The sequence below is a fragment of the Ochrobactrum sp. PL_is483 genome (genome assembly GCF_055816855.1).
The window spans coordinates 1-24326 of sequence record NZ_JBVPGS010000034.1 but is presented as its reverse complement, the minus strand read 5'-3'; the positions used below and the strand labels follow the sequence as shown (position 1 = coordinate 24326).

Below are 24326 nucleotides of genomic sequence, written 5' to 3'. Positions count from 1 at the left end.
TAGGCGAGTGGGGCCCCCCCCCCCCGCTCGTCAATCGCCGTAGATACGCTCTTCCAGCGGCGTGGAGGCAATCAGTCCCTTTAATCCGGCCAGCATGGCCTTCTCCGCCTTGTTGAGATTGGTTTCCGGATTGTGGATCAGGAAAACATCGATTGCCGGAGGGTTTTCATAGGGCGGCAGCCGCCAGAGAAGACCGTCATCGATCTCGCGTCGCGCCACATGCAGCGGCAGCGGGCCGATGCCAAGGCCGGTGATGATCATCCGGCGCACTTCCTCAAGGCTCGATGACGTGCCGACCACCTCCGGCGAAAGCCGCGCCTCGCTGCGCAGCAAGGCCACAGGGCGCAACGCGTCGGCAATATGGTCGGTCTGGAACGACACCGAGGGTTCTCCCTTCAGATCGGCGAGCGTCAGTCCCGACTGGCCGAACATGCGGTGGCGAGGCCCGCAGAAAAAGCCGAAGAACTCCCGATAGACCATGGTGTAGTCCAGCGCTGGATCGCGATTGCTCACCAGCCCCAGACCGAACGAAGCGCGCTTCTCCCGTACCAGCCGGGCGACTTCAGTGCTGGCGGATACGTTGATCGTCAGGGTCGCGCGGGGATGCTGTTCGTGGAAGAGAGCAAGCGCCTGATCGAAGATCGGCGAGATAATGTGGCTTGCGACCGATATGGTAACATGACCGGTCACGTCATCTCCCACCCCGCGCACCAGCTGCGGCAATTGCGAAATGGCGCCGAAGACCTCAATGCTCTGTTCATAGAGCAGCTTTCCGACTTCCGTCAGTTCGAAATGGGTGGCGTCACGCTCCACCAGCCGTTGGCCGATGCGGTCTTCCAGACGGCGCAAGGCATTGCTCACGCTCGGCTGTTTGAGGTTGAGACGTTCGGCGGCGCGGGTGATGCTTTTCACCTCCGCGATCACCACGAAACTGCGCAGCAGGTTCCAGTCCAGATCCCAGACAAGGCGTTCGGGGCGATGCAACGACATGGTTTATCCATTCATGAAATCTATGTGATCCATTCCCATTATCTATTTGCGAAATGCATCCATAAAAGCAATCATGAATATTGAGGGGCAGAAACAAGCCTCAAGAAAAACAACAAGAGGAAGTCGGGAACAACATGTTTAGCAAATTCACGGGTTTCATTGCCGCCGCCGCTATTGCCGCCACCGCAGTCTTCGCGGTTGCGCCTGCACAGGCGGATGATCTTGAAAAGATCAAGGCATCGGGAGAACTCAAGATCGCCATGAGCGGCCAGTACCCGCCGTTCAATTTCGTCAACGAGAAGAACGAGGTCGTGGGCTTCGATGCGTCCATTGGTTCGGCGATTGCCGAGCGCATGAAGTTGAAGCCGCAGCTCATCACCACGGCCTGGGACGGTATCGTCGCGGGTCTTCGTGCAGGCAAGTTCGATACGGTCGTCGGCTCCATGACCATCACGCCGGAACGCGAGAAGGCGGTGGACTTCGTCGGACCCTATTATCACGCGGGCCGCGCGGTTTTCGTGAAGGAAGATTCCGCCGTTCAGAAGCTTGACGATCTCAAGGGCAAGACGCTGGGCGTGACGCTTGGCGAAACCCATGAGAAATGGGCGCGGGAGCAGGGCGGCTGGACCATTCGCACCTATAAGGGCTTGCCGGAACTGATGCTCGAACTGAATTCGGGCCGCGTCGACGCCATCGTCGTTGATAATATCCCGGTCATGGTGGCGATCAAGGAAACCGGGCAGAAGGTCCGCAAGCTTGATACACCGGACATTGAAGGCGGCAGCGTGGCCATCGGCATTGCCATCCGCAAGAACAATCCGGAGCTGAAGGCAGCCATGCAGAAGGCTCTCGACGAGATCATGGCCGACGGCACCTACGAGAAAATCTCGATGGAATGGGTCGGCAGCGACATTCGCTGATCTGTCGTCATCCCGGCCCGGCATATGTCCGGGCCGGTTGAGAACCGATTGACCGGAGTTTTCCGATGGATTTTGCGTTGATGCAGCGCGTCCTCCCGTTTTTTCTGGAGGCGGCATGGGTGACTGTGCAAATTTCCGCGCTGGCCCTGATCCTTGGCCTTGCAGTGGCAGCATTGCTTGTGGCAGCGCGCCTGTCGCGCTCCCCCATTCTGCGCGGGTTGGCGGCTGCCTATGTCAGCGTCTTTCGCGGCACGCCATGCCTTGTCCAGCTATTCATCCTCTATTTTGGCGGTCCGCAGATCGGCATCAATCTGGAGCCGTTTGCCGCGGGCGTCATCGGGCTCGGGCTGAATATCGGCGCCTACATGTCGGAATCGATCCGGGGCGCAATCCAGAGCGTGGATCGCGGCCAGAGCGAAGCGGCGCGCTCCATCGGCTTCGGGCGAGGCCAGACCATGCGGCTCGTCGTGCTGCCGCAGGCCGCCCGGCTGATGATCCGCCCGCTCGGCGTCAACGCCATCGCCCTTTTGAAAGGCTCGGCGCTGGTTTCCACCATTTCGGTGGTTGAACTGACCTATACCGCGCAGCGCTTCATCGGCTCGACCTACAAGCCGTTCGAGATTTTCGGCGTCGCCGCCGTTCTTTACATGATCATCATCTATGTCGTGGCGCGCGGGGTCGATCTTCTCGACAAGCGTTTCGCGGCGCAGTGAGGGGGACCGGATGCAAGCTCTCGATTTCAGCATCGTCTCTCCCTATACGGACCTGCTTCTGACCGGCCTTTGGTGGACCCTGGTTCTGACCGTTGCTTCCGCCTTCTTCAGCTTCGTGCTCGGCATCGCATTTGCGCTGGTGGTGCTTTATGCGCCCGCATTCCTTGCATGGCCGGTGCGGTTCTTCATGTGGCTGTTCATGGGCACGCCGCTTCTGCTGCAACTGTTCCTGATCTATTTCGGACTGGTTCAAATCGGCATCGATATCCCGGCGCTTGGCGCGGGCATAATCGGCCTCAGCCTGCATTTCGCGGTCTATAATGCCGATATCATCCGCGCAGGCATTGTGGCTGTCGATCCGGGCCAGATGGAAGGTGCCCGCTCCATCGGTTTCAGCCATGGTCAGGCCTTGCGCTATATTGTCATTCCGCAGGCGATCCGCAACACGATCCCGCCCATCGGCAACAACATGATCGTTCTTTTGAAGGATACGTCGCTGGTTTCGATCATCGGCATTGCGGAACTGGTGCACAGCGCCCAGCTTGCCATCAGCGAAACCTTCAGCCCGTTTGAATTCTATATCACCGTCGCGGCCATCTATTACGTGGTCAATCTCGTGCTCGAGGCAGGCCTGCGGCGCATCGAAAGAAAAGTGGAGGTCACGCGATGAGCAGCTCCAAATCGGCAAAGCCGATGGTCGAGGTGAAGGGCGCCCGCAAGGCTTACGGCGCGCTGGAAGTGCTGAAAGGCATCGACCTTTCCGTAGCGCGCGGCCAGATCGTTGCGATTATCGGTCCGAGCGGCTCTGGCAAGAGCACGCTTCTGCGGTCGATCAATCATCTGGAAACGCTGAATGGCGGCGAGGTCTGGCTCGATGGCGTGCAGGTCAACCAGCCACTGGCTGGACCGGCCTTTGAAAAGCACATCAATGCGGTGCGCCAGCAGATGGGCATGGTGTTCCAGCACTTCAACCTGTTCCCGCACCTGACCGTGCTGGAAAACATCACGCTCGGCCCGATCAAGCTCAAGGGCATGGCCAAGGATGCGGCCCGCGCTCTGGCGCTGGAGCTATTGTCGAAGGTGGGGCTTGCCGACAAGATCGATGTCTATCCCTCACGCCTGTCGGGCGGTCAGAAGCAGCGTGTCGCCATTGCGCGTGCGCTCGCCATGCAGCCGAAAGTGATGCTGTTTGACGAGGCAACCTCGGCGCTCGATCCGGAACTGGTGGATGAGGTCAACGCCGTCATGAAGCAGCTTGCCGCCGAACACATGACGATGCTGATCGTCACGCATGAGATGCGTTTTGCGGGCGAGGTCGCCGACCGCATCCTGTTCATGGATGGCGGCGTGGTGGTGGAGGAAGGACCGCCGGACCAGATTTTGAGCAATCCGGTACAGGAGCGCACCCGTTCCTTCCTCAAGAAATATCTGGCTGCGTGAGGTGCCGCAATGAACGAGAGAACCGCTAGCGATTTTCCCGATTTCGGGCTGACCCCGGCGCAGCGGCGCGAGGCTGTCCTCGGCCATTATTACGAATATCCCGGCATGGACGGTCCGCGCGGTGAAATCTGGTGCTACACCGACGCCTATTCCTACCCGCCGGGCGCGACCGTCCATTTGCAGGTAAGCGCGACCGCCTCGCGTTTCGATATCGAGATCGTGCGGGACGGGGCGGTGGAAACGCCAGTCTTCGCCAAGCGCGGGATAGATTGCAAATGGCAGGAAACACCGGCGCAATGTTCGGTTGTCGGCTGCGGATGGGAAACGACGTTTGCCTTCAGGACGGATGAGAACTGGCCTTCCGGCGCTTATCGCATCACGCTGAAAGCGCATGGCGATGACGGAGAGCCGATCCATTGCCATCACCTGTTCATCCTGCGTCCTGCGGCGGGCCGCAAGCCAGGCCGTATCCTGCAAGTCGCGGCAACCGGCACATGGACCGCCTATAACACCTGGGGCGGTTCCAACCATTATCAGGGCATTACCGGGCAAAATGGCGATCAATATGCGACGACGGTGAGCATCGAGCGCCCGTTCTGTCGTGGCTTCGCGCTGCTGCCATCCGACGCGCCGCGCGTGCCGCTGGAATTTGTGACGCCGCCAGCCAGCCCCCCGCGCTATCCGCATATGGAATGGGCTTATGCCAATGGCTATTCCAAGAAATATGCGTCTTCCGGCTGGGCAAGCTATGACAGCCTGTTCTTCCGCTGGGCCGAGCGGGAAGGCTATGCGGTCGATCTCGCCAGCCAGCACGAATTGCATTTCTCGCCGGAAATCCTCGACGGTTATGACTGCGTGGTTTTTGTCGGTCACGACGAATATTGGACATGGGAAATGCGCGATGCCGTCGACAATTATGTCGATGGCGGCGGTCGTGCGGCACGTTTTGCCGGCAACTTCATGTGGCAGACCCGGCTTGAGGATAATGGCAAGCGCCAGACCTGCTACAAATATCGCGCCCGCGCTGAAGACCCGGTCTATCGCTCCGCCGATCCGCGCCGCACCAGCGGTTGCTGGGAAGCGAAAGAAACCGGGCGGCCAGCCGCTCAAACATTCGGCCTCAACGCATTGCGCGGGCTATATGTCGGCTGGGGCGGTTGCGCCCCGCGCGGCGTGCGCGGTTTCCCGGTCTATCGCCCCGAACACTGGGCCTTTGCTGGCACCGGCATCTATTACGGCGATCTTCTCGGCGCGGATGGTCACGCCTTTGGTTATGAAGTTGACGGGCTAGATTATGTGATCCGGGGCGGTCTGCCGGAGCCGGAAGAAGGCAGCGGCGCGCCGGATGGATTGCAGATATTGGCGCTCGGCATGTCGTCGCTCAAGGAAGAGAGCGCGGATATTCCAGCCGACGACCAGTTTCTTTCCGATGCCGATGCCAAATTCGTGGCCGATACGCTGATCGGCAATGATGGAGATGCAGCCGTCGAAAGCATCAAGCGCGGCTGCGGCATGATCGTCAATTTCCCGCGCGGCAAGGGCGAGGTTTTCCACGCCGGAAGCTGCGAATGGGTGGCGGCCCTCAAGCGCGGCGACCGCATGGTCGAGCGCGTGACCGCCAATGTTCTCAACCAATATCTCAAGCGCTGACAGAGTAACGCCATGCTCAACACAAAAGCACAGAATGAACGCCCGGCATCGCATCTTTTCTACCAGTCGCGCCTGCGCAGGCCGCTGGTGGATCGCGCCGAGGGCATCTACATCTGGGATCAGGACGGACGCCGCGTCATCGACGGGTCGAGCGGCGCGATGGTGGTCAATATCGGCCATGGCAATCGCAACGTGCTTGATGCCATGAAAGAGCAGATGGATCGCGTGACCTTCGCCTATCGCCTGCATTTCGAAAATGAACCGGCTGAAGATCTGGCGCGGATGGCCGCAGAGCGGATGCCGGAAGGTCTGGACAGGATTTTCTTCGTTTCCGGCGGTTCGGAAGCGGTCGAATCCTGCATCAAGCTCGCCCGCCAATGGGCGGTCGCCACCGGGCAGGGCAAGCGCTGGAAAGTGATCTCGCGCTTTCCATCCTACCATGGCGGCACGCTTGGCGCGCTCGCCGTCACCGGCTATGCGGCCTTGAGCGAGCCTTTCGCGCCGATCATGCGTGAAATGCCGAAAGTTCCGGCACCGACCGCCTATCTCGACCGCGACAATCTTTCGATGGAACAGCGCGGCCAGAAATATGCCGACATGCTGGAGGAAAAGATTCAGGAAGAAGGCCCTGAAAGCGTGCTCGCCTTCATCATGGAGCCGATCGGCGGAGCGTCCACAGGCGCGCTTGTTGCGCCCGACAGCTATTATCCGCGCATCCGCGAAATCTGTGATCGGTATGGCATCCTGCTGATCCATGACGAGGTGATGAGCGGCGCCGGACGTACCGGCAAGTTTCTGGGCGGCGACCACTGGAACTGCAAGCCGGACCTGATTGCGCTTTCCAAGGGCTTTGCCTCCGGCTATTGCCCGCTAGGCGCGATGGCGGCACCAGCCCGCATCGTGCAGCCGGTTCTGGACGCGGGCGGCTTCCTGCATGGCTTCACCTATGCCGGCAATCCGCTGGCCTGCGCGGCAGGCAAGGCGGTGTTGCAGGAGATTGATCGTCTTGACCTTGTCGGCAATGCCGCCCGCATGGGCGATGCGCTGAAAGGCGAGCTGGAAGGGCTTGCAAAACGCTTCCCCTTTATCGGCGACGTGCGCGGCAAGGGTCTGCTGCTCGCTGCCGAATTTGTTTCCGATCCTGAAACCATGAAGCCGCTGCCGAAGGAGTTGAATGCCCATCAGCGCATGGTCGATCTCGCCTATGAGCGCGGGCTCATCATCTATTCGCGCCGCACGCGCGGCGGCGTCGAGGGCGATCACTTCCTTGTCTGCCCGCCGATGATCGTTAGCCGCGAACAGGTCGGCGAGATCACCGCCATTCTTGGCGACACGCTGGAGGTTCTGGCGCGTGAACTCAATCTGCCTGTAAATGCGTGAGGAAACCGGATCATGACCGACAAGAAGAAGACGCGTCGCAAGGTGATCATCACCTGCGCGGTGACAGGCTCGGTGCACACGCCGTCGATGTCGCCACATCTGCCGGTGACGCCGGACGAGATTGCGAGCGAAGCCATTGCGGCGGCGGAAGCGGGCGCATCCATCCTGCATCTTCACGCCCGCGATCCGCATGACGGCAGGCCGTCCGCCAATCCGGACCTGTTCATGCAGTTCCTGCCGCGCATCAAGCAATCGACATCTGCCGTGGTGAATATTTCCACCGGCGGCTCGTCGCTGATGACTTTGGAAGACCGGCTGGCCGCGCCGCTCAAGGCGCAGCCGGAAATGTGTTCGCTCAATATGGGCTCGATGAATTTCGCGCTGTTCCCGGCACTCGATAAGCCGCGCGAGTGGAAACACGCGTGGGAACCGGAACTGCTGGAAGCCACGCGCCATTCGATCTTCAAGAACACTTTCGCGGATATGGAAGGCATTCTGACCAGTCTCGGGCAGGGCTGCGGCACGCGCTTCGAATTCGAATGCTACGATGTCGGCCATCTCTATTCGCTGGCGCATTTCCGCGACCGGGGGCTGGTGTCCGGTCATCTGTTCATCCAGTTCGTCTTTGGCGTGCTGGGCGGCATCGGGGCAGACCCCGACAATCTCATGCATATGAAGCGGATTGCCGACAAGCTGTTCGGGGACGATTATTCCTTCTCCGTGCTGGCCGCAGGGCGGCACCAGATCCCGATGATCACCATGGCGGCAGCCATGGGCGGCAATGTCCGTGTCGGGCTGGAAGACAGCCTTTATGACGGGCGCGGCCAGCTTGCCAAAAGCAATGCCGATCAGGTACGGCGCATCCGAAGCATCCTTGATGGCCTGTCGCTGGACGTTGCGACACCCGACGAGGCGCGTGAATATCTGGGCCTCAAGGGCGGAGACAGGGTGGCGTTCTGATGCCGAAAATCGTGTTGGACAACAAAACAGGCGTTACGGTACGGCTTGGCGAAGCCGCCGATGCCGAATTGATCCATGAGGCGATCCGCATCATGGGCGAAGGGCTTGGCGCTGCCGACAGAATCTCCAGCACGGTCGAGGATTTTCGCCGCTACGGCTTCGGCCCCTACGCTGCTTTCGCCAGCCTGATCGCCGAGGTGGACGGGGCATTTGCCGGGCTTGCCCTGTTCTTTCCCATCTTCTCGACATGGTTCGGCAAGCCCGGCGTCTATGTGCAGGACCTCTATGTCGATGAAGCCTTTCGCGGTAACGGGATCGGCGAAGTGCTTCTGCGCCATGTCGCCTCCTGGTCGATGGCGCGGGGCGGCGTCTATCTGCGGCTGGCTGTCGACCGCGACAATGTTGCAGCGCAGAGATTTTATGAGCGGCTCGGTATCGGCTGGATCGAATCCGACCGCGATCACGGCGCCTATGGCGAGGATTTCACCCGCCTGGCCCGCATCAATCAAAGCAGGGAGCAGTCATGAAAGCCTTTTACGCCGTCGAGCAGAAGCGTCACGACCCGAAAGCCTTTCTTTCCAGCGGCGCGCCGCAGCCGAACCCCGAACAGCCGGAGCGTGTCGAGCGCCTGCTGGCTGGTGCGAAGGCCGCAGGCTGCGAGATCATCCGCCCGCAAAATCACGGCCTTGGCCCGATTGCAGCCGTGCATACGCCGGAATATCTGGAATTTCTTCAGCACATCCATGCCCGCTGGCGGCGCATCGAGGAGGCATCGGAAGAAGTAATTCCGAACATCCATCCGCTGGCGCGTGATGGCCGCTATCCGGCGTCTGCCGTGGGGCAGGTCGGCTATCACATGGCCGATACGGCCTGCCCGATTGCTGAACATACTTGGGAAAGCGTGTGCTGGAGTGCGTGGAGCGCAGTCGATGCCGCTGATGCGGTGCTGGGCGGCGAGGTGGCGGCCTATGCGCTTTGCCGCCCGCCGGGGCATCATGCCTTTGCCGATGTGGCGGGCGGCTTCTGCTTCGTCAACAATTCGGCGGTCGCGGCAGAGCGCCTGCGCTCAAAGGCCCAGCGCGTGGCGATCCTCGACGTCGATCTGCATCACGGCAACGGCACACAAGGCATTTTCTATTCTCGCCCCGACGTGCTGACCGTCTCCATCCATGCCGATCCCGTGCGTTTCTATCCATTCTTCTGGGGACACGCCGACGAACGCGGAGAAGGGGCGGGGCTTGGCTACAATCTCAACCTGCCGCTGCCGCGCAAATCGGGCGACGCCGAGTTCCTCGCGTCGCTCGACACGGCCTTCCGCCGCATCGAAGCCTTCGCGCCCGATGCGATTGTGGTCGCACTCGGCCTCGACCCGTTTGAGGGCGACCCGTTCGGCGGATTGTCAGTCACGACCGGAGGTTTCGGACGCATCGCCGAAGCAATCGCAAAGCTTCGCCTGCCGACCGTCATCGTGCAGGAAGGCGGCTATCTGTGCGATGCGCTCGGCGATAATCTCACAGCCTTCCTCGGCGGTTATCAGTCGGTGGCGCGATGAGCGGCCTCGTTACCTTTGTCGGCGTCGCGCATCCGTGGATGTGCGATGTCATGGGGCATATGAATGTCCGCCATTATGCGGCGATGTTCGACGATGCGAGCTTTCAATTGCTTGGTCACATTGCAGGGAAGGTTCCCGATGACGCATTCGGCTGGGCGGATGTGCGTTCGACAACCGAATATAAGCAGGAAGTGCCAGCCGGAGACCTGCTGACGATCTATTCGCAAGTGCTGAAAGTCGGGCGCTCATCGATCATGTTTCGCCAGGCGATGTTGGGTTCGCTCGACGGTGAACTGCGTGCGGTCAATGAGGTAACGTCTGTCTATTTCGACAAGATTGTGCGGCGCTCAGCCGAACTTGCGCCCGACATGCGCATCAGGGCCGAAAAGCTGCTTGCGGATTATCCCGTCTGCTGACATGAAAAATGCAGCACGCTTTTCGTGCAGTCGCATTCAAGGTCGCGCAACAGGCCATCCTTGAGGCCGTAAATCCAGCCGTGCACGACGATATCCTTGTTCTGTTTCCAGGCCGATTGCAGAACCGGCGTGCGCGACAGGCTTTCCACCTGCGAGGCGACGGTCAGCTCGCAAAGCCGGTTCAGGCGCTCTTCGGGATCGGTAAAGCGGTCCAGCTCCTGTTCATGGGCCTGCGCGATATCGCGCACCGGCTGCAGCCAGTTGTCGATGATGCCGTGGCCATAACCGGCCATGGCGGCGCGCACGCCGCCGCATCCATAATGACCGCAGACGATGATGTGTTTGATCTCCAGCACCTCGACCGCGAATTCAAGCACCGACAGCAGGTTGAGATCGGCGCGGTGGACGAGGTTGGCGACATTGCGGTGCACGAACACTTCGCCCGGCTGCAATCCGGTGACGACATTGGCCGGAACCCGGCTGTCGGAACAGCCAATCCAGAGATATTCCGGGCGCTGCATGGATGACAGCCGGCTGAAATATTCAGGGTCTTCCCGGCGTTTTTCCGCGGCCCACTGCCGGTTATGTTCGAAAAGGTCTGACAGCATGGAACCCGTCTCATCCGATTGATCGTCGTTCTCGGACATAGACGAATATAGAGATGCAGTATTTGATGCCAATCAAGCAGGACCTGCTTCGGCAGTAGAAGGAGCGGACGGATGCCCGCTCTTTCCTGTTTTATTTGGCTGGCTTGCTTTATTCGGCCGGCTTGTCGCGGCGGCCGATGCCAAGCAGCTGATAGAAAACCAGTGCGGCAATGGTCGACGTGGCAATGCCGCCGAGCGCGAATTCGCCGATCTTCAAGGTGAAGTCGCCAGCGCCGAAAATCAGCGCCACGCCGGCGGTGAACAGGTTGCGGGAATCCGCGAAATCCACCTTGTTGACGATCCAGATGCGCGCCATGGCCGAAGCGATCAGGCCGAACACCGAAACGGCAAGACCGGCCAGAACTGGAGCCGGGATTGTTTGCAGGATCGCGCCGAATTTTGGCGACATGCCGAGGATCAGCGCCATGACGGCGGCGATAACGAAGATCAGCGTCGAATAGACCTTGGTCATCGCCATGACGCCGATGTTTTCCGCATAGGTGGTGACGCCGGTGCCGCCGCCCGAGCCGGAAATCATGGTCGCGATGCCGTCACCGAGAAAGCCGCGGCCGATGTAGCGGTCCATGCTCTGGCCGGTGATGGAACCGAGCGCCTTGATGTGGCCGAGGTTTTCCGCCACCAGCACGATGGCGACCGGCGCGATGAGGGTGATCGCCTGCCAGTTGAACTCCGGCGCGGTGAAATGCGGTAGGCCGAACCATGCGGCATTGCTGACGGCGGTGAAATCGATGCCCGGCACGATGCCGAGGCCGTTGCCGAGGATCAGGACCAGCAGGTAGCCGAACAGCAGCGCAAAGAGCACCGACAGGCGTTTGGTTCCACGCGGCCCATAGGCGGCGATCATGCCCATGCAGAGAACGGTAAGCAGAGCGATGGTGATATGCGTTCCGCTTCCCTTCAACTGGCCGACAGCAACCGGCGCGAGGTTGAGGCCGATGGAAACGCCGATGGCGCCGGTGACGACCGGGGGCATCAGCCGTTCGACCCAGCCCGTGCCGATGGCCATGACCACAAGGCCGATAAGCGCATAAAGCGCGCCGCAGGCGATGATGCCGCCAAGCGCGATTGCGATATTGGGATTGGGGCCGGAGCCGCCATAGCCCGTCGCGGCGATGACGACCGCGATGAATGCGAAGGATGAACCGAGATAGCTCGGCACTCGGCCTGCCGTCAGCAGGAAGAACAGAAGCGTGCCGATGCCGGAAAAGAAGACGGCCACATTGGGATCGAAACCCATCAGCAATGGCGCGACGATGGTCGAGCCGGACATGGCAAGAAGATGCTGCACGCCCATCGGAATGGCGGCGGAGGCTGGAAGGCGCTCGTCGGGAAGCACGACGGCGTTTGATGTCAAACGCCAACTTGGAAAATAGCCCATAATGTCCCTCTGGAAAATATTATCCATTTGTTTTTTACGCGCATCTTTTCCGAAAACCGCTTCGCACTTTTCGGGACGCGCTATTGCCTTTATCGCCTCGCGGCAGCGATTTCCAGAGGGCGTTGACCTATCCGCGAAGCGAACTGTTGATGAGCCGTCTCAATTCCATTCAATCGGCCACAGTCACGCGGCCCTTATCATCCGTCACCTTTCCGATGATGCTTGCAGAGGGATAACCGGCTGTGCGGATGCTGCCCAGAAGCCTTTCAGCTTCCTCCGGCGCGCAGGATACGAGAAGGCCGCCGGATGTCTGCGGGTCGGTCAGCAATTGCTGTTTCCAGAGCGGATAATTACCGGGGAGCCGCACATCATGGCCGTAGCTTGCCCAGTTTCGGGTGGAGGCTCCGGTGACGAAACCGCCCCGCGCCAGATGTTCAGCCTGATGGAGAAAGGGTAGGGCGGCATAGTCCAGCGTAATGCCTGCATTCGAGCCGCGCGCCATTTCCAGCGCATGGCCGAGAATGCCGAAGCCGGTCACATCGGTGACGGCGTGGACGGCGTCATCCTTGCCGAGTTCGGCGCCAACCCGGTTCAGGAGCGTGACCGACGCCATCATTTCTTCATAACCGGCGCGGTCGAGTTCCTGTTTCTTGAAGGCGGCGGAATAGATGCCGACGCCGATCCCCTTGGTCAGGATCAACGTGTCGCCTAGACGTGCGCCGCTGTTCTTGCGCAGGTTCGAAAGCTTGCAGGTGCCGATGACCGCTAGTCCGTAGATCGGTTCCGGCGCATCGATGGAATGCCCGCCCGCGACCGGAATGCCCGCTTCAGCGCAGATGCTGGAGCCGCCTTTCAGGATTTCACGGATCATTTCGGCGGGCATCTTGTTCACCGGCATGCCGAGGATCGCCAGCGCCATGATCGGTGTTCCGCCCATGGCGTAAACGTCGGATATCGCATTGGTGGCTGCGATGCGTCCGAAATCGAACGGATCGTCCACCATCGGCATGAAGAAATCCGTGGTGGCGATCACGCAGTTTTCGTCGTCCAGCTGCCAGACGGCGGCATCGTCGCCGGTTTCCGTGCCGACCAGAAGTTGGCTGAAAGGCTGCATGATCGGCTGGTCCGACAGCAGGTCCTGCAAAACGGCTGGAGCGAGCTTGCAGCCGCAGCCGCCGCCATGGGCGAGCGTGCTGAGACGAATAGGCGATGCAATATCCATGATACCCTCGGAATTATATGGTTATCTCGCGCGCGGTCATCGCGTAGCGGAAACTGTCCGCATCGAGGCAGTCCAACCGGGCACTTGCGACTTCGGCCTGCGGATACATGAGGAAGCCGAGTTCCGGCCCATGCGAAGACGGCAAGGCGATATCGCTGCCATCATTGAAGGCGATCCAGTTGCCCTCCCATGAACCGAACAGCTTCTGCCGCACGGCGGCGACGCGCGGATCGTCGGCACCAAGCCCGTCCTTTTCCTCTTCCAGCATCACCTTGCGTACATCCGCCGGATCGGTCGCCACCCAGCCGATGCCGTCGAGGTAAATTTCGGCGCGGCAGTGCTGGGCCTTGGTGATGACCTCGTTCTTCGCGCCGAGGCTCTTGTAGCCGAAGGCGGAAGGCGCAACGCGCACGCCATAAAGGTCGCGAGCCGGGATTCCCGCTGCCCGGACGAGGGCCACGAACAGCGGATTGATGTCGGCGCATTTGCCGCCGAGATCGCCGCTGTCGAGCATGGCGACGATATTGCCGTCACCGCAGCCGCGTGTCGCGGCGCGCCTGTAGGTGTTGGCGACGACCCAATCGTAGATCCGGTGGGCCTTCTCCTGATCGTTGTCCGCACCCGCGACGATCTTGTCAGCGGTTTGCTTGACGATGCCATCGACCGGCGCAAGGCGCGTCCCGGCCAGATAGCGGTCACGTTCGGCGCGGGTCAGCGGCACGGCCTTGACCGAGGCATCAAGGTTGCTTGCGCGGTCGCGGGTGGCGATGAGGCTGATGATTTCGGCCTGCGGGTTTTCTTCGCCACCATCCCATTCGAGATAAAGCAGGCCGGTGCCGCTCGCCGGATCGCGGTCGAGCCGTGCGACCTTGGCATTGGTCGTCCAGCGATTGCCCTCCGGGCGGTTCCAGTCATCGGCATTGAACCCTGCCAGCGGAACCCAGACACGAATGACCTCCTTTGAAGCGGCAGGCGTGATGCTGGTGGTGATCTCGAAGCTGCGCCAGTCCGAAGGCTGCGGCGCGAATATGTTGGAGGCGGCAAATGCAAAATTCGGCAGGATGCTGGCGGCGGCACAGGCCGCGCCGGATTTGAGAAGTTCCCGACGGTTCATGACGATCCCCTTTTATGCTTTGAATTGCTCTTGTTGCGTTGGCGCGAGAAAAATCGCTTCGCGGCCTCCAGGCCGGAAAGTGTCGAACATGCAATGATTTCAGGAAATCCGGATGCGGCTTTGCCCGGTTGGAAACTGCCTGAACCGAGGGCCAAACCAACCCGTCGCATCGGAGCAAGGAAGCCGAGGCGAGGCAGGAGCTGCTCAAAATTCAGGCCCCGAAACTCGGGAGCAACAAAAGAAGCCACCTTGTCAGTCTGGCGTTTTTACACGGTAACGTCAATCAGCCGGCACGCTTTCAAGTCAATCCTGTGAAACGATTGATGTATTAATACATGACAGTGAAATTCATGTTATTGATAAATAGGTCTTATTGTTAATTAAATTAACCTGCCGTTCGGTTGACAACTTGGGTTTATTGCGGTGAACTGTTGTCAGGCAAGTCCAATTTAAGGAAGAATGTGCTTTGGCATTTCTTCCGAGGGTCAGGGAGGTGCAGCGCAATGAATGTGGAGCTCTCACGCCGCCAGTTTCTGGGCGGAACGGGGGCGGTGGTGGCGGCTTCGGCGCTTGGGTCCTTCGGTTTCGGTGCGGTGGAAAGCGCCTATGCCGAATCCATTCGCCCCTTCAAGCTGACCAATACGACCGAAACCCGCAATACCTGTCCTTACTGCTCGGTCGCCTGCGGCGTCATCCTTTATTCCAGGGGCGATGTGCGCAAGGGCGAGAAGGCAGAACTGATCCACGTCGAAGGCGATACGGATCACCCCACCAATCGCGGCACGCTTTGCCCGAAGGGCGCAGCGCTCAAGGATTTCGTGAAGGCGGAAACCCGCCTGAAAAATCCGCGGGTGCGCGAGCCGGGCTCGTCCGAATTCAAGCAGATTTCCTGGGAAGATGCGCTCGACCGTATCGCGCGGCATCTGAAGGACGACCGCGACGCCAATTTCATCGCGAAGAACGCGGCGGGCACCACGGTCAACCGCTGGACCTCGACTGGCTTCCTCGCGGCTTCGGCCACCACCAATGAAACGGCGTTCCTCACCTACAAGGTGGTGCGCAGCACAGGCATAGTTGCATTCGATAACCAGGCACGCGTCTGACACGGCCCGACGGTGGCGAGTCTCGCCCCAACATTTGGCCGTGGAGCAATGACCAACTCCTGGACCGATATCAAGAACACCGATCTCGTCGTCGTCATGGGCGGCAATGCGGCGGAAGCGCATCCGTGCGGCTTCAAATGGGTGACGGAGGCCAAGCACCATCGCGGCGCGAAGCTGATCGTTGTCGATCCGCGCTTCACGCGCACGGCATCGGTCGCGGATTTCTACGCGCCCATCCGGCAAGGCTCGGATATCGCCTTCCTGCTCGGCGTCATCAATTACTGCATCCAGAATGACAAGGTGCAGTGGGATTATGTGAAGCATTTCACCAATGCCAGCTACATCATCAAGGATGGCTTCGAATATAAGGACGGGCTGTTTACCGGCTATGACGAGGAAAAGCGGGATTATGACCGCTCAAGCTGGGACTATGTGATTGGCGATGATGGTTATGCGGTCGTCGACGACACATTGCAGAACCCGCGCTGCGTGTGGAACCTGTTGAAGCAGCATGTTTCCGTGTTCACGCCGGAAATGGTGGAGCGCATCTGCGGCACGCCGAAGGAGAAATTCCTGAAAGTGGCGCAGATGATGTCCGAATGCTCGGCGCCGGACAAGACGATGACGTCGATGTATGCGCTCGGCTGGACGCAGCACTCTAAGGGATCGCAGAACATTCGCTGCATGGCGATGCTGCAGCTTATCCTTGGCAATATCGGCGTGCGCGGCGGCGGCATGAATGCGCTGCGCGGCCACTCCAACATTCAGGGGCTGACCGATATTGGCCTCATGTCCAACCTCCTGCCGGGCTATATGAATATCCCGGTCGAAAAGGAAACCGATCTCGAGACCTATATGTCGACACGCGGTTTCAAGCCGCTGCGCCCGAACCAGATGAGCTACTGGCAGAACTATCGCAAGTTCTTCGTCAGTTTCCAGAAGGCCATGTGGGGCAATGCGGCGACGGTCGAGAACGACTTTGCCTATGACTGGCTGCCGAAGCTTGACGTGCCGAACTACGACATGCTGCGCATCTTCGACATGATGCATGAAGGCAAGGTCAACGGCTATGTCTGTCAGGGGTTCAATCCGCTGATGGCGGTGCCGAACCGCAAGAAGCTGACCGACGCCTTGTCGAAGCTGAAATTCCTCGTGACCATGGACCCGCTGGAAACCGAAACCTCGCGCTTCTGGGAAAACCACGGCGAATATAACGATGTGGATTCGGCTTCCATTCAGACGGAAGTGTTCCAGCTTCCCTCCACCTGCTTTGCCGAGGATGAGGGTTCGCTCACCAATTCCGGGCGCTGGCTGCAATGGCACTGGCCCGGCGCAACGCCACCCGGCGAGGCGAAGACCGACAACTGGATCATGGCGCAGATTTTCCTGCGGCTGCGGGAGCTTTATCGCAAGGAAGGCGGCGCTTTCCCCGATCCGATCCTCAACGTCACCTGGGATTATGCGGATGAGGGCGAGCCGACGGCGGAAGAGCTGGCCAAGGAACTGAACGGCCGCGCGCTTTCCACGGTGACGGACCCGACCGATCCGACCAAGGTCGTTGCCGAGGCGGGCAAGCTTCTGTCCGGCTTCGCGGCGCTGCGCGACGACGGCTCGACGGCATCGGGCTGCTGGATCTATTCCGGCTGCTTCACCGAGGCGGGCAACAATATGGCCCGCCGCGACAATCACGATCCGGATGAGACGGGCGCCTATCTCAACTGGTCGTGGGCATGGCCGGCCAACCGCCGCATTCTCTATAACCGCGCTTCCGCCGATATTGACGGCAAGCCGTGGGACCCGAGCCGCAAGCTCATCGAGTGGGACGGTTCGAAATGGAGTGGCTATGACGTGCCGGACATTGCGCCGACCGCCAAGCCGCAGGAAGTCGGGCCGTTCATCATGAATGCGGAAGGCTCCTCGCGCCTGTTCAGCCGCGGCATGATGCGCGACGGTCCGTTCCCGGCCCATTACGAGCCGTTTGAATCGCCGGTCGCCAATGTGATTGCACCGAAGGTTCGGGGCAATCCGGTGGCGCGTGTCTTCAACGACGACTTCAAGCAGTTCGCGGAAACGGCTTCGGAGGAGTTCCCTTACGCCGCAACCTCCTACCGTCTGACGGAGCATTTCCACTACTGGACCAAGCATGTTCATGTGAACGCCGTCCTGCAGCCGGAATTCTTCGTGGAAATTTCGGAGGAGCTGGCGAAGGAAAAGGGCATCGCCAAGGGCGACTGGGTGCGCGTGTGGTCGAAGCGCGGCTCGGTCAAGGCCAAGGCCGTGGTCACCAAGCGCATCAAGCCGCTCATCTGCGACGGCAAGACGGTGCATGTGGTGGGCATCCCGCTCCATTGGGGCTTCATGGGTGCCGCCCGCAAGGGCTTCGGCCCCAATTCGCTGACGCCTTTCGTCGGCGACGCGAATATCGAGACGCCGGAGTTCAAGGCGTTTCTGGTCAATATCGAGCGCTCAAGCGCGCCAGTGGCATAGGAGGGATTAGAGATGTTTCCACCCGTTCCCAATCCCGATGTCACGCCGCAACAGCCGCGTTTCGGTGACAAGGACCTGATCAGGCGGTCGGCGTCGAACGTGACGCCGCCAACTGAGCGCCAGACCGAGGTGGCGAAGCTCATCGATGTGTCGAAATGCATCGGCTGCAAGGCCTGCCAGTCGGCCTGCGCCGAATGGAACGACACGCATGAGGAAGTGGGCGTCAATGTCGGTGTCTATGACAATCCGCACGACCTGACGCCCGATACCTTCACGCTGATGCGCTTTACCGAGTGGGACAATCCCGATACCGGCAATCTGGAATGGCTGATCCGCAAGGATGGCTGCATGCATTGCGAGGACCCCGGCTGTCTCAAGGCCTGCCCGGCGCCGGGCGCAATCGTGCAATATTCCAATGGCATCGTCGATTTCATCCATGAGAACTGCATCGGCTGCGGCTATTGCATCAAGGGCTGTCCGTTCGACATTCCGCGCATCTCGCCGGTGACGAACAAGGCCTATAAATGCACGCTCTGTTCCGACCGCATCGCGGTGGGGCAAGGGCCAGCCTGCGCCAAGGCCTGCCCGACGCAGGCCATCGTCTATGGCACCAAGGACGAGATGAAGGAATGGGCCGATGGCCGCATAAAGGACCTGAAATCGCGCGGCTTTGAAAATGCCGGGCTTTACGATCCGCCGGGCGTTGGCGGCACGCATGTCATGTATGTACTGCATCATGCCGACAAGCCTGAAATCTATGCCAACCTGCCGAACAATCCGCGCATCAGCCCGGTTGTCGAGGCGTGGAAGGGCGTGTCCAAATATGCGGGCATGGCGGCAATGGGGCTGGCCGCGGCGGCGGGTCTGTTGCATTATATCTTCAAGGGGCCGAATGTCGTGACGGAGCATGACGAGGAACAGGCCGAAAAGCTCACGGGAGAAAAAAGCTCATGAGCAGGACCGATTTCAAGGATGTTGAACGCGGCGACGGCATAGAGCCCGGCAAGCCGGTCCGGGTGCATCGCTATTCCGGCGGCGCGCGCCTCAACCACTGGATCACCGCCATCAGCCTCGTGCTTCTGGCACTCTCCGGCCTTGCCATGTTTCATCCGTCGCTGTTTTTCCTGTCGGGCCTGTTCGGCGGCGGACAATGGACACGCGCCATCCATCCATGGATCGGCGTTGTCCTGTTCTTCAGTTTCCTCGGGCTTTTTCTGCGCTTCTGGAGCGCCAATCTATGGAAGCGCGAAGACAGCCAATGGCTGGCGCAGGCCAATGACGTGATTGCCGGCAATGAGGAAAAACTGCCCGAAGTCGGCAAATATAATGCCGGTCAGAAGCTGGTTTTCTGGTCCATGTCGCTCCTGATTATCATCCTGATCGGTTCCGGCCTGATGATCTGGAACGAATATTTCGGGTCTTATACCAGCATCAACCAGCAGCGCTGGGCCTTGTTTGTTCACTCCATGGCGGCGGTGGCGGCAATCTGCGTCTGGATCGTGCATGTCTATGCCGCGATCTGGGTGAAGGGCACCATTCATGCCATGACGCGGGGCACGGTGAGCGGCGGCTGGGCATGGCGGCACCACCGCAAATGGTTGCGCGAACTGGCATCGAAGCAGAAAGTGAAACAGGGCGGCAGCAAGCCTGCCGCCTGAACTTACGCGGTCGTCATTTGAGGGCGACCATATTCAGTGGTCCACGTGGCCCGTTGGGTTCGTGAGGAGTGACATGGCAGGCAAGAAAGATCTGGTGCCGGACCCGACGGTCATCGGCGAAATATCGACCCCACCCTTCGTGCAATTGCCGGACCCCGGCGCACTTTTCGCCAGACGAGCGGAGCGCCTGCGTCTTCTGGCCTCGGTCAGCCCGCTGAAACCCTATCTGGAATTCATCGCCGATCTGAGCGAGGCGCAGTCAGAAATCGAGGCTGGTCTCGGTCCTGTCGTTGCGCTCCAGGAGAACGACCGGGGACGCGAGTTCGGCATGCCGTCGATCGATCGTGCGGATGTCCTATCGGACGAGGCGCTCGACACCATCTTCGACCGGCTTTTCGCGCGCGCCGACACAATCGCCAAGCCGCAGGATGCCGCCGATGCGCTGGAGCGTGTGGCGCAAAGCAGCACTGATGAGCGCCGCCGGATGATCGAGGCGCTTTTCGCCGGGGTTCTGCCGCCGGAAGCGATTGCCGAACATATCTATATCTGGGCGGGATTGCAGCTCCATTTCACGCGGCTCGCCTCGGCGCTCGACGCCAAATCGGTGAAGCCGGTCGCCGATGGCGTCTGCCCGTCTTGCGGCAGCATGCCGTCAAGCTCGATGGTCGTCGGCTGGCTCGGTGCGCATGGCGCGCGCTTCTGCTCCTGTTCCGTGTGCAACACGCTCTGGCATTATGTGCGGGTCAAATGCGTGTGCTGCGGTTCCACAAAGGGCATTGGCTACAAGCATGTTGAAGAAGGCGGCGGCATCATCAAGGCCGAAACCTGCGACGAATGCCAAAGCTGGGTCAAGATCATCTACCAGCATCTGTCGGCGGATGCCGATCCGGTGGCCGACGATGTTGCAAGCCTTGGCCTCGATATGCTGATGCGCGAGACGTCTTACAGGCGAGGTGGCTTCTCCCCGCTTCTTGCCGGATTGTGAGGCGGCATGGACCAGATCAAGACTTCACTGCGTCATCTGCCGTCTGTGGACGCCATCCTGCACATGCCCGAACTTGCCGAGGCAGCGGAGAATTTCGGCCACGCATCGCTGACGGAGGCCGTTCGCAAGGTTCTGCACGACGAGCGCGAGGCGGTGAAATCCGGTGCTTCGCTCTCCAGCAATACGCATCTGGCGGAACGGGCTCTCCATCTGCTTGCAGCATCCGGGCAGTCGAGCCTGCGCCCGGTGTTCAACCTGACGGGAACCGTTCTGCACACCAATCTGGGTCGCGCTATCCTTGCCGACGCCGCTATCGAGGCCGCCACACAAGCCATGCGGCAGGCCGTTTCACTTGAATTCGATCTCGCCTCGGGATCGCGTGGCGAGCGCGACGACCATCTGCGCGCACTTGTCTGCGAACTGACGGGCGCGGAAGACGCAACCGTCGTCAACAACAATGCCGCCGCGGTGCTTCTGGTGCTGAACAGCCTTGCATCGGGCAAGGAAGCCATTGTGTCGCGTGGCGAACTGATCGAGATCGGCGGCGCGTTCCGCATGCCGGACATCATGACCCGCGCCGGGACGCGGCTTGTCGAAGTCGGCACCACCAACCGCACCCATCCGCGTGATTACGAGAATGCAATCAACCCCGATACCGGCCTTGTGCTGAAGGTCCACACCTCCAATTACCGCATCGAAGGTTTCACGCGGGAAGTCACGGCACCGGAACTGGCGGCAATCGCGCGAGGCAAGGGCGTGCCACTGGTCAATGATCTTGGCTCCGGCACGCTTGCCGATCTGGCTGCTTTCGGCCTCGCCCATGAGCCGACAGTGCGTGAGGCGGTTGCCGAAGGTGCGGATATTGTCACCTTTTCCGGCGATAAGCTTCTCGGCGGACCGCAGGCGGGGTTCATCGTCGGGCGGCGCGATTTGATTGCCCGCATCAACAAGAACCCGATGAAGCGCGCCTTGCGGGTCGACAAGATCAGGCTGGCGGCCCTGGAAGCGACGCTGAAACTTTATCGCAACCCGGAACGGCTTTCCGAAAAGCTGCCGACCATCCGCTATCTCGCGCGCCCGCAGCCGGAAATCGCCGCGCAGGCGGCGAGGCTGAAACCGCAGCTTGAAAAAGCGCTTGGTCCGGCTTTCACTGTGGCGGTGACGGATTGCGCCAGCCAGATCGGCTCCGGCGCATTGCCGCTTTCAACGGTTCCAAGCGCCGGATTGTCGATTGTGCCGAAGGATGGCAGCGGCACGGCGCTGACAGCGCTTGCCAGTTCATTGCGCGCTTTGCCTCTGCCCGTCATCGGGCGGATCGAAAAGGGTGCCTTCGTGCTCGATCTGCGCTGCCTTGAGGATGAAGACGGCTTTCTGCACAATCTGTCGTCTCTTGCGGCGCGCCGTTCATGATCGTCGGAACGGCGGGACATATCGATCATGGCAAGACCGCGCTGGTGCGCGCGCTGACCAAGGTCGATACGGATCGGCTGAAAGAAGAAAAAGAACGCGGAATTTCCATCGATCTCGGCTTTGCCTATCTGCCTCTCTCCGGCGATGAAAAGCATATTCTCGGCTTTGTCGACGTGCCGGGGCATGAAAAATTCGTGCATACGATGCTTGCCGGGGCGGCGAGCATTGATTTCGTCATGCTGGTCGTCGCCGCCGATGACGGGATCATGCCGCAAACGCGGGAACATCTGGCAATCGTCAATCTGCTCGGCATCCGGCGCGGCGTCGCCGTCATCACCAAATCCGATCTTGCCGCGCCGGAACGCCTCGCAGAGGTCGAAATCGCCATCCGCAATGAACTGGCGCTGACGGGACTGGCCGATATTCCTGTCCTGGCGGTCTCCACTGTTTCCGGGGCCGGGGTCGGCGAACTCAGAACCTTGCTGGAAAATGAAGCGCATGCATTCGGCGGGCGCCGGGCCTCGGGACGTTTTCGTCTTGCGGTGGATCGTTCCTTTACGCTCAAGGGCGCTGGAACCGTGGTCACCGGCACGGTGCTTTCCGGCAAGGTCGCCACCGGCGACCATCTTCTCATCAGCCCGTCCGGCAGGGAAGCGCGTGTCCGCACCATCCATGCGCAGAACAGGCCGAGCGAAACTGCTGAGGCGGGTGATCGATGCGCGCTCAATCTGGCGGGCGAGGGCATAGCGAAAGAGGCGGTGCATCGGGGCGACATGCTGGTGCCGCCCGGCCTTCACCGCCCCGCGGACCGCATTGATGCATCGCTGCAAATCCTGCCTTCGGAGAAAAAACCGGTCGGCCAGTGGTTCCCGGTCCGCCTGCATCATGCCGCAGCCGAGGTTGGGGCGCGCATCGTGCTTCTGCGGGATGAGGAGCTGCGGCCCGGCGCGGAAGACCGGGTGCAACTGGTGCTGGATCGCCCCATTGCGGCGGCGGCGGGGGATCGTTTCGTCATCCGGGATGTTTCTGCACAACGCACCATCGGCGGCGGTCGTTTTCTGGATTTGCGCCCGCCGCAGCGCAAGCGCCGCAGCCCGGAGCGCATGGCGCAACTCGACGCTCATTCCATCGATGATCCCGTGCAGGCGGCACGGGCGCTGCTGTCTGGCGAGCCTTATTATCTTGATGCGGCGGCATTCCTGCGCGACCGCGCCTTGGCCGACGATCCGCAAGGTCTGGCGCAAGCGCTCGATGCCGTGATGCTGCCGCAGCCGAATTCCGTGCTCCTGCTGTTGCCGGAGCGGTGGAATGCACTGCGTGAGGATATTCTGGCGCGCCTTGGTGTTTTTCATGCGGAAAATCCGGACCTGATCGGCATGGGTGTCGAACGGCTGCGCCTGTTGTTGAAACCGCGCCTGCCCGCACCGGCTTTTCGCGCCGCCATTGCCGCGCTGGTCGAGGCCGACCTTTTGAGACTGGACGGTGCGTGGCTGCGCCTTCGCGATCATGAAGTGACGATGAGCGATGCCGACGAGGCGCTCTGGCAGCGCATCGCGCCGCTGCTTGGCGGCGCCGCCCGTTTCCGTCCGCCGCGCGTGCGCGATATTGCGGGTGTCCTCGACGAGCGGGAGGAGGATATTCGCCGCCTGCTCAAGCTCGCCGGGCGCATGGGCCGGGTGCATGAAGTGGCGCACGACCACTTCTTCCTGCGGGCGACGATCGCCGAAATGATTGGCATATTGTCAGATATGGATGCGGCCTTCGACAGCGGCTGGTTCATCGCGGCGCGCTTTCGTGACCGGGTCGATAGCGGCCGCAAGGTGGCAATCCAGATATTGGAATTCTTCGACCGCAACAGCGTCACGATAAGGCGTGGGGACATGCGCCGCCTTAACCGCCGCAAGCTGGACTTGTTCGGCGATTTCGCTCAAGGGGGATAATGTCGTGAGCGTCACAGCAGCGCAACGCAGAGGGTCTCTGCTATCGAATAGTTGGGTAACGGAGCATCCGACGTCTTATGTCGGCTGACAACTTCATAGAGAGCTCTCACGTTATTAATAAGGCGTTTCCTGTGGCTTCTATTTGATCACTTGCAGAAATATGAGATTCACTGTTGATTGCCACTGAGAACTGACCCGGGGGGGTGCGGATAAAAACTTGGACTGGTTTTACGTCACAAAGCCAAGACTGTTTCGATATTCGATTGGGCTTCGAGCGCCAAGCGATATCTTGATCCGTTTCTCGTTGTACCACCGAATGTAGCCATCAACTTCATTGATA

At 60.5% G+C, this 24326-nt stretch carries 22 protein-coding genes; 16 read left to right on the top strand and 6 right to left on the bottom strand.

Features of this window, described 5'->3' with window-relative positions:
- Positions 1 to 30 precede the first annotated feature (30 nt).
- Positions 31 to 990, bottom strand: coding sequence for a LysR family transcriptional regulator (locus AC0TNJ_RS10415; protein ID WP_473767692.1), 960 nt, complete (start codon positions 988 to 990; stop codon positions 31 to 33).
- Between the two features lie 134 nt (positions 991 to 1124).
- On the opposite strand from AC0TNJ_RS10415, the gene AC0TNJ_RS10410 reads away from it, so the two are divergent.
- The 10 genes from AC0TNJ_RS10410 (at position 1125) to AC0TNJ_RS10365 (ending at position 10021) form a co-directional block, all read left to right on the top strand.
- Entirely contained in the window at positions 1125 to 1910 is a 786-nt protein-coding gene (locus tag AC0TNJ_RS10410) for an ABC transporter substrate-binding protein (RefSeq protein ID WP_176024815.1), read from the top strand.
- Between the two features lie 65 nt (positions 1911 to 1975).
- Positions 1976 to 2623, top strand: coding sequence for an amino acid ABC transporter permease (locus AC0TNJ_RS10405; RefSeq protein WP_122001213.1), 648 nt, complete (start codon positions 1976 to 1978; stop codon positions 2621 to 2623).
- A gap of 10 nt (positions 2624 to 2633) precedes the next feature.
- Positions 2634 to 3293: an amino acid ABC transporter permease gene (locus AC0TNJ_RS10400; RefSeq protein ID WP_473771049.1), complete on the top strand. Its 660-nt coding sequence runs from the start codon at positions 2634 to 2636 to the stop codon at positions 3291 to 3293.
- A 23-nt stretch (positions 3294 to 3316) separates the two neighbouring features.
- Complete coding sequence (locus AC0TNJ_RS10395; protein WP_473771227.1) at positions 3317 to 4063, top strand: amino acid ABC transporter ATP-binding protein; 747 nt, start codon at positions 3317 to 3319, stop codon at positions 4061 to 4063.
- A 9-nt stretch (positions 4064 to 4072) separates the two neighbouring features.
- On the top strand, positions 4073 to 5713 hold the full coding sequence (locus tag AC0TNJ_RS10390) for a N,N-dimethylformamidase beta subunit family domain-containing protein (RefSeq protein ID WP_473771048.1): 1641 nt from the start codon (positions 4073 to 4075) through the stop codon (positions 5711 to 5713).
- Between the two features lie 12 nt (positions 5714 to 5725).
- Positions 5726 to 7093 (top strand): aminotransferase family protein, encoded by a 1368-nt coding sequence (locus tag AC0TNJ_RS10385; RefSeq protein ID WP_473771047.1) that lies wholly within the window; start codon positions 5726 to 5728, stop codon positions 7091 to 7093.
- Between the two features lie 12 nt (positions 7094 to 7105).
- Entirely contained in the window at positions 7106 to 8053 is a 948-nt protein-coding gene (gene kce, locus AC0TNJ_RS10380; protein WP_473771046.1) for a 3,5-dioxohexanoate:acetyl-CoA acetone transferase, read from the top strand.
- Entirely contained in the window at positions 8053 to 8580 is a 528-nt protein-coding gene (locus AC0TNJ_RS10375; protein ID WP_473771045.1) for a GNAT family N-acetyltransferase, read from the top strand. The genes kce and AC0TNJ_RS10375 overlap by 1 nt, the downstream gene beginning before the upstream one ends.
- Positions 8577 to 9605, top strand: a complete 1029-nt coding sequence (locus AC0TNJ_RS10370) for a histone deacetylase family protein (protein WP_122001206.1) — start codon at positions 8577 to 8579, stop codon at positions 9603 to 9605. The genes AC0TNJ_RS10375 and AC0TNJ_RS10370 overlap by 4 nt, the downstream gene beginning before the upstream one ends.
- The gene (locus AC0TNJ_RS10365) at positions 9602 to 10021 is read left to right on the top strand and encodes an acyl-CoA thioesterase (protein ID WP_473771044.1); all 420 of its coding nucleotides are present in this window, start codon (positions 9602 to 9604) and stop codon (positions 10019 to 10021) included. Before AC0TNJ_RS10370 ends, AC0TNJ_RS10365 begins: the two co-directional genes overlap by 4 nt.
- Here AC0TNJ_RS10365 and can read toward each other — a convergent pair.
- From can to AC0TNJ_RS10345, 4 genes are all read right to left on the bottom strand, one after another.
- Positions 10006 to 10668 carry a carbonate dehydratase gene (can, locus tag AC0TNJ_RS10360; RefSeq protein WP_473771043.1) on the bottom strand — a complete coding sequence of 221 codons (663 nt, stop codon included), beginning with the start codon at positions 10666 to 10668 and terminating at the stop codon, positions 10006 to 10008. The genes AC0TNJ_RS10365 and can overlap by 16 nt on opposite strands.
- Before the next feature lie 109 nt (positions 10669 to 10777).
- Complete coding sequence (locus AC0TNJ_RS10355; protein ID WP_473771042.1) at positions 10778 to 12067, bottom strand: solute carrier family 23 protein; 1290 nt, start codon at positions 12065 to 12067, stop codon at positions 10778 to 10780.
- 169 nt (positions 12068 to 12236) lie between these two features.
- Positions 12237 to 13289: a selenide, water dikinase SelD gene (selD, locus tag AC0TNJ_RS10350; protein WP_473771041.1), complete on the bottom strand. Its 1053-nt coding sequence runs from the start codon at positions 13287 to 13289 to the stop codon at positions 12237 to 12239.
- Positions 13290 to 13302: 13 nt separating this feature from the next.
- Positions 13303 to 14403 carry a transglutaminase-like domain-containing protein gene (locus tag AC0TNJ_RS10345; RefSeq protein ID WP_473771040.1) on the bottom strand — a complete coding sequence of 367 codons (1101 nt, stop codon included), beginning with the start codon at positions 14401 to 14403 and terminating at the stop codon, positions 13303 to 13305.
- Between the two features lie 503 nt (positions 14404 to 14906).
- Here AC0TNJ_RS10345 and fdnG point away from each other — a divergent pair.
- The 6 genes from fdnG (at position 14907) to selB (ending at position 23986) form a co-directional block, all read left to right on the top strand.
- The gene (gene fdnG, locus AC0TNJ_RS10340; RefSeq protein ID WP_473771039.1) at positions 14907 to 17993 is read left to right on the top strand and encodes a formate dehydrogenase-N subunit alpha; all 3087 of its coding nucleotides are present in this window, start codon (positions 14907 to 14909) and stop codon (positions 17991 to 17993) included.
- A gap of 12 nt (positions 17994 to 18005) precedes the next feature.
- A complete protein-coding gene (gene fdxH, locus AC0TNJ_RS10335) occupies positions 18006 to 18947 on the top strand; it encodes a formate dehydrogenase subunit beta (RefSeq protein ID WP_473767681.1) in 942 nt (313 codons plus the stop codon).
- Complete coding sequence (locus AC0TNJ_RS10330; protein WP_473767680.1) at positions 18944 to 19651, top strand: formate dehydrogenase subunit gamma; 708 nt, start codon at positions 18944 to 18946, stop codon at positions 19649 to 19651. The genes fdxH and AC0TNJ_RS10330 overlap by 4 nt, the downstream gene beginning before the upstream one ends.
- Positions 19652 to 19724: 73 nt before the next feature.
- Positions 19725 to 20636 (top strand): formate dehydrogenase accessory protein FdhE, encoded by a 912-nt coding sequence (gene fdhE / locus AC0TNJ_RS10325; protein WP_473771038.1) that lies wholly within the window; start codon positions 19725 to 19727, stop codon positions 20634 to 20636.
- A gap of 6 nt (positions 20637 to 20642) precedes the next feature.
- Complete coding sequence (selA, locus tag AC0TNJ_RS10320) at positions 20643 to 22046, top strand: L-seryl-tRNA(Sec) selenium transferase (RefSeq protein WP_473771037.1); 1404 nt, start codon at positions 20643 to 20645, stop codon at positions 22044 to 22046.
- Positions 22043 to 23986 (top strand): selenocysteine-specific translation elongation factor, encoded by a 1944-nt coding sequence (gene selB / locus AC0TNJ_RS10315; RefSeq protein WP_473771036.1) that lies wholly within the window; start codon positions 22043 to 22045, stop codon positions 23984 to 23986. Before selA ends, selB begins: the two co-directional genes overlap by 4 nt.
- Positions 23987 to 24214: 228 nt before the next feature.
- Here the strand turns inward: selB and AC0TNJ_RS10310 are convergent.
- Positions 24215 to 24326, bottom strand: a 112-nt coding sequence (locus tag AC0TNJ_RS10310) for an IS3 family transposase (protein WP_473770730.1), incomplete at its 5' end; no start/stop codon positions are given.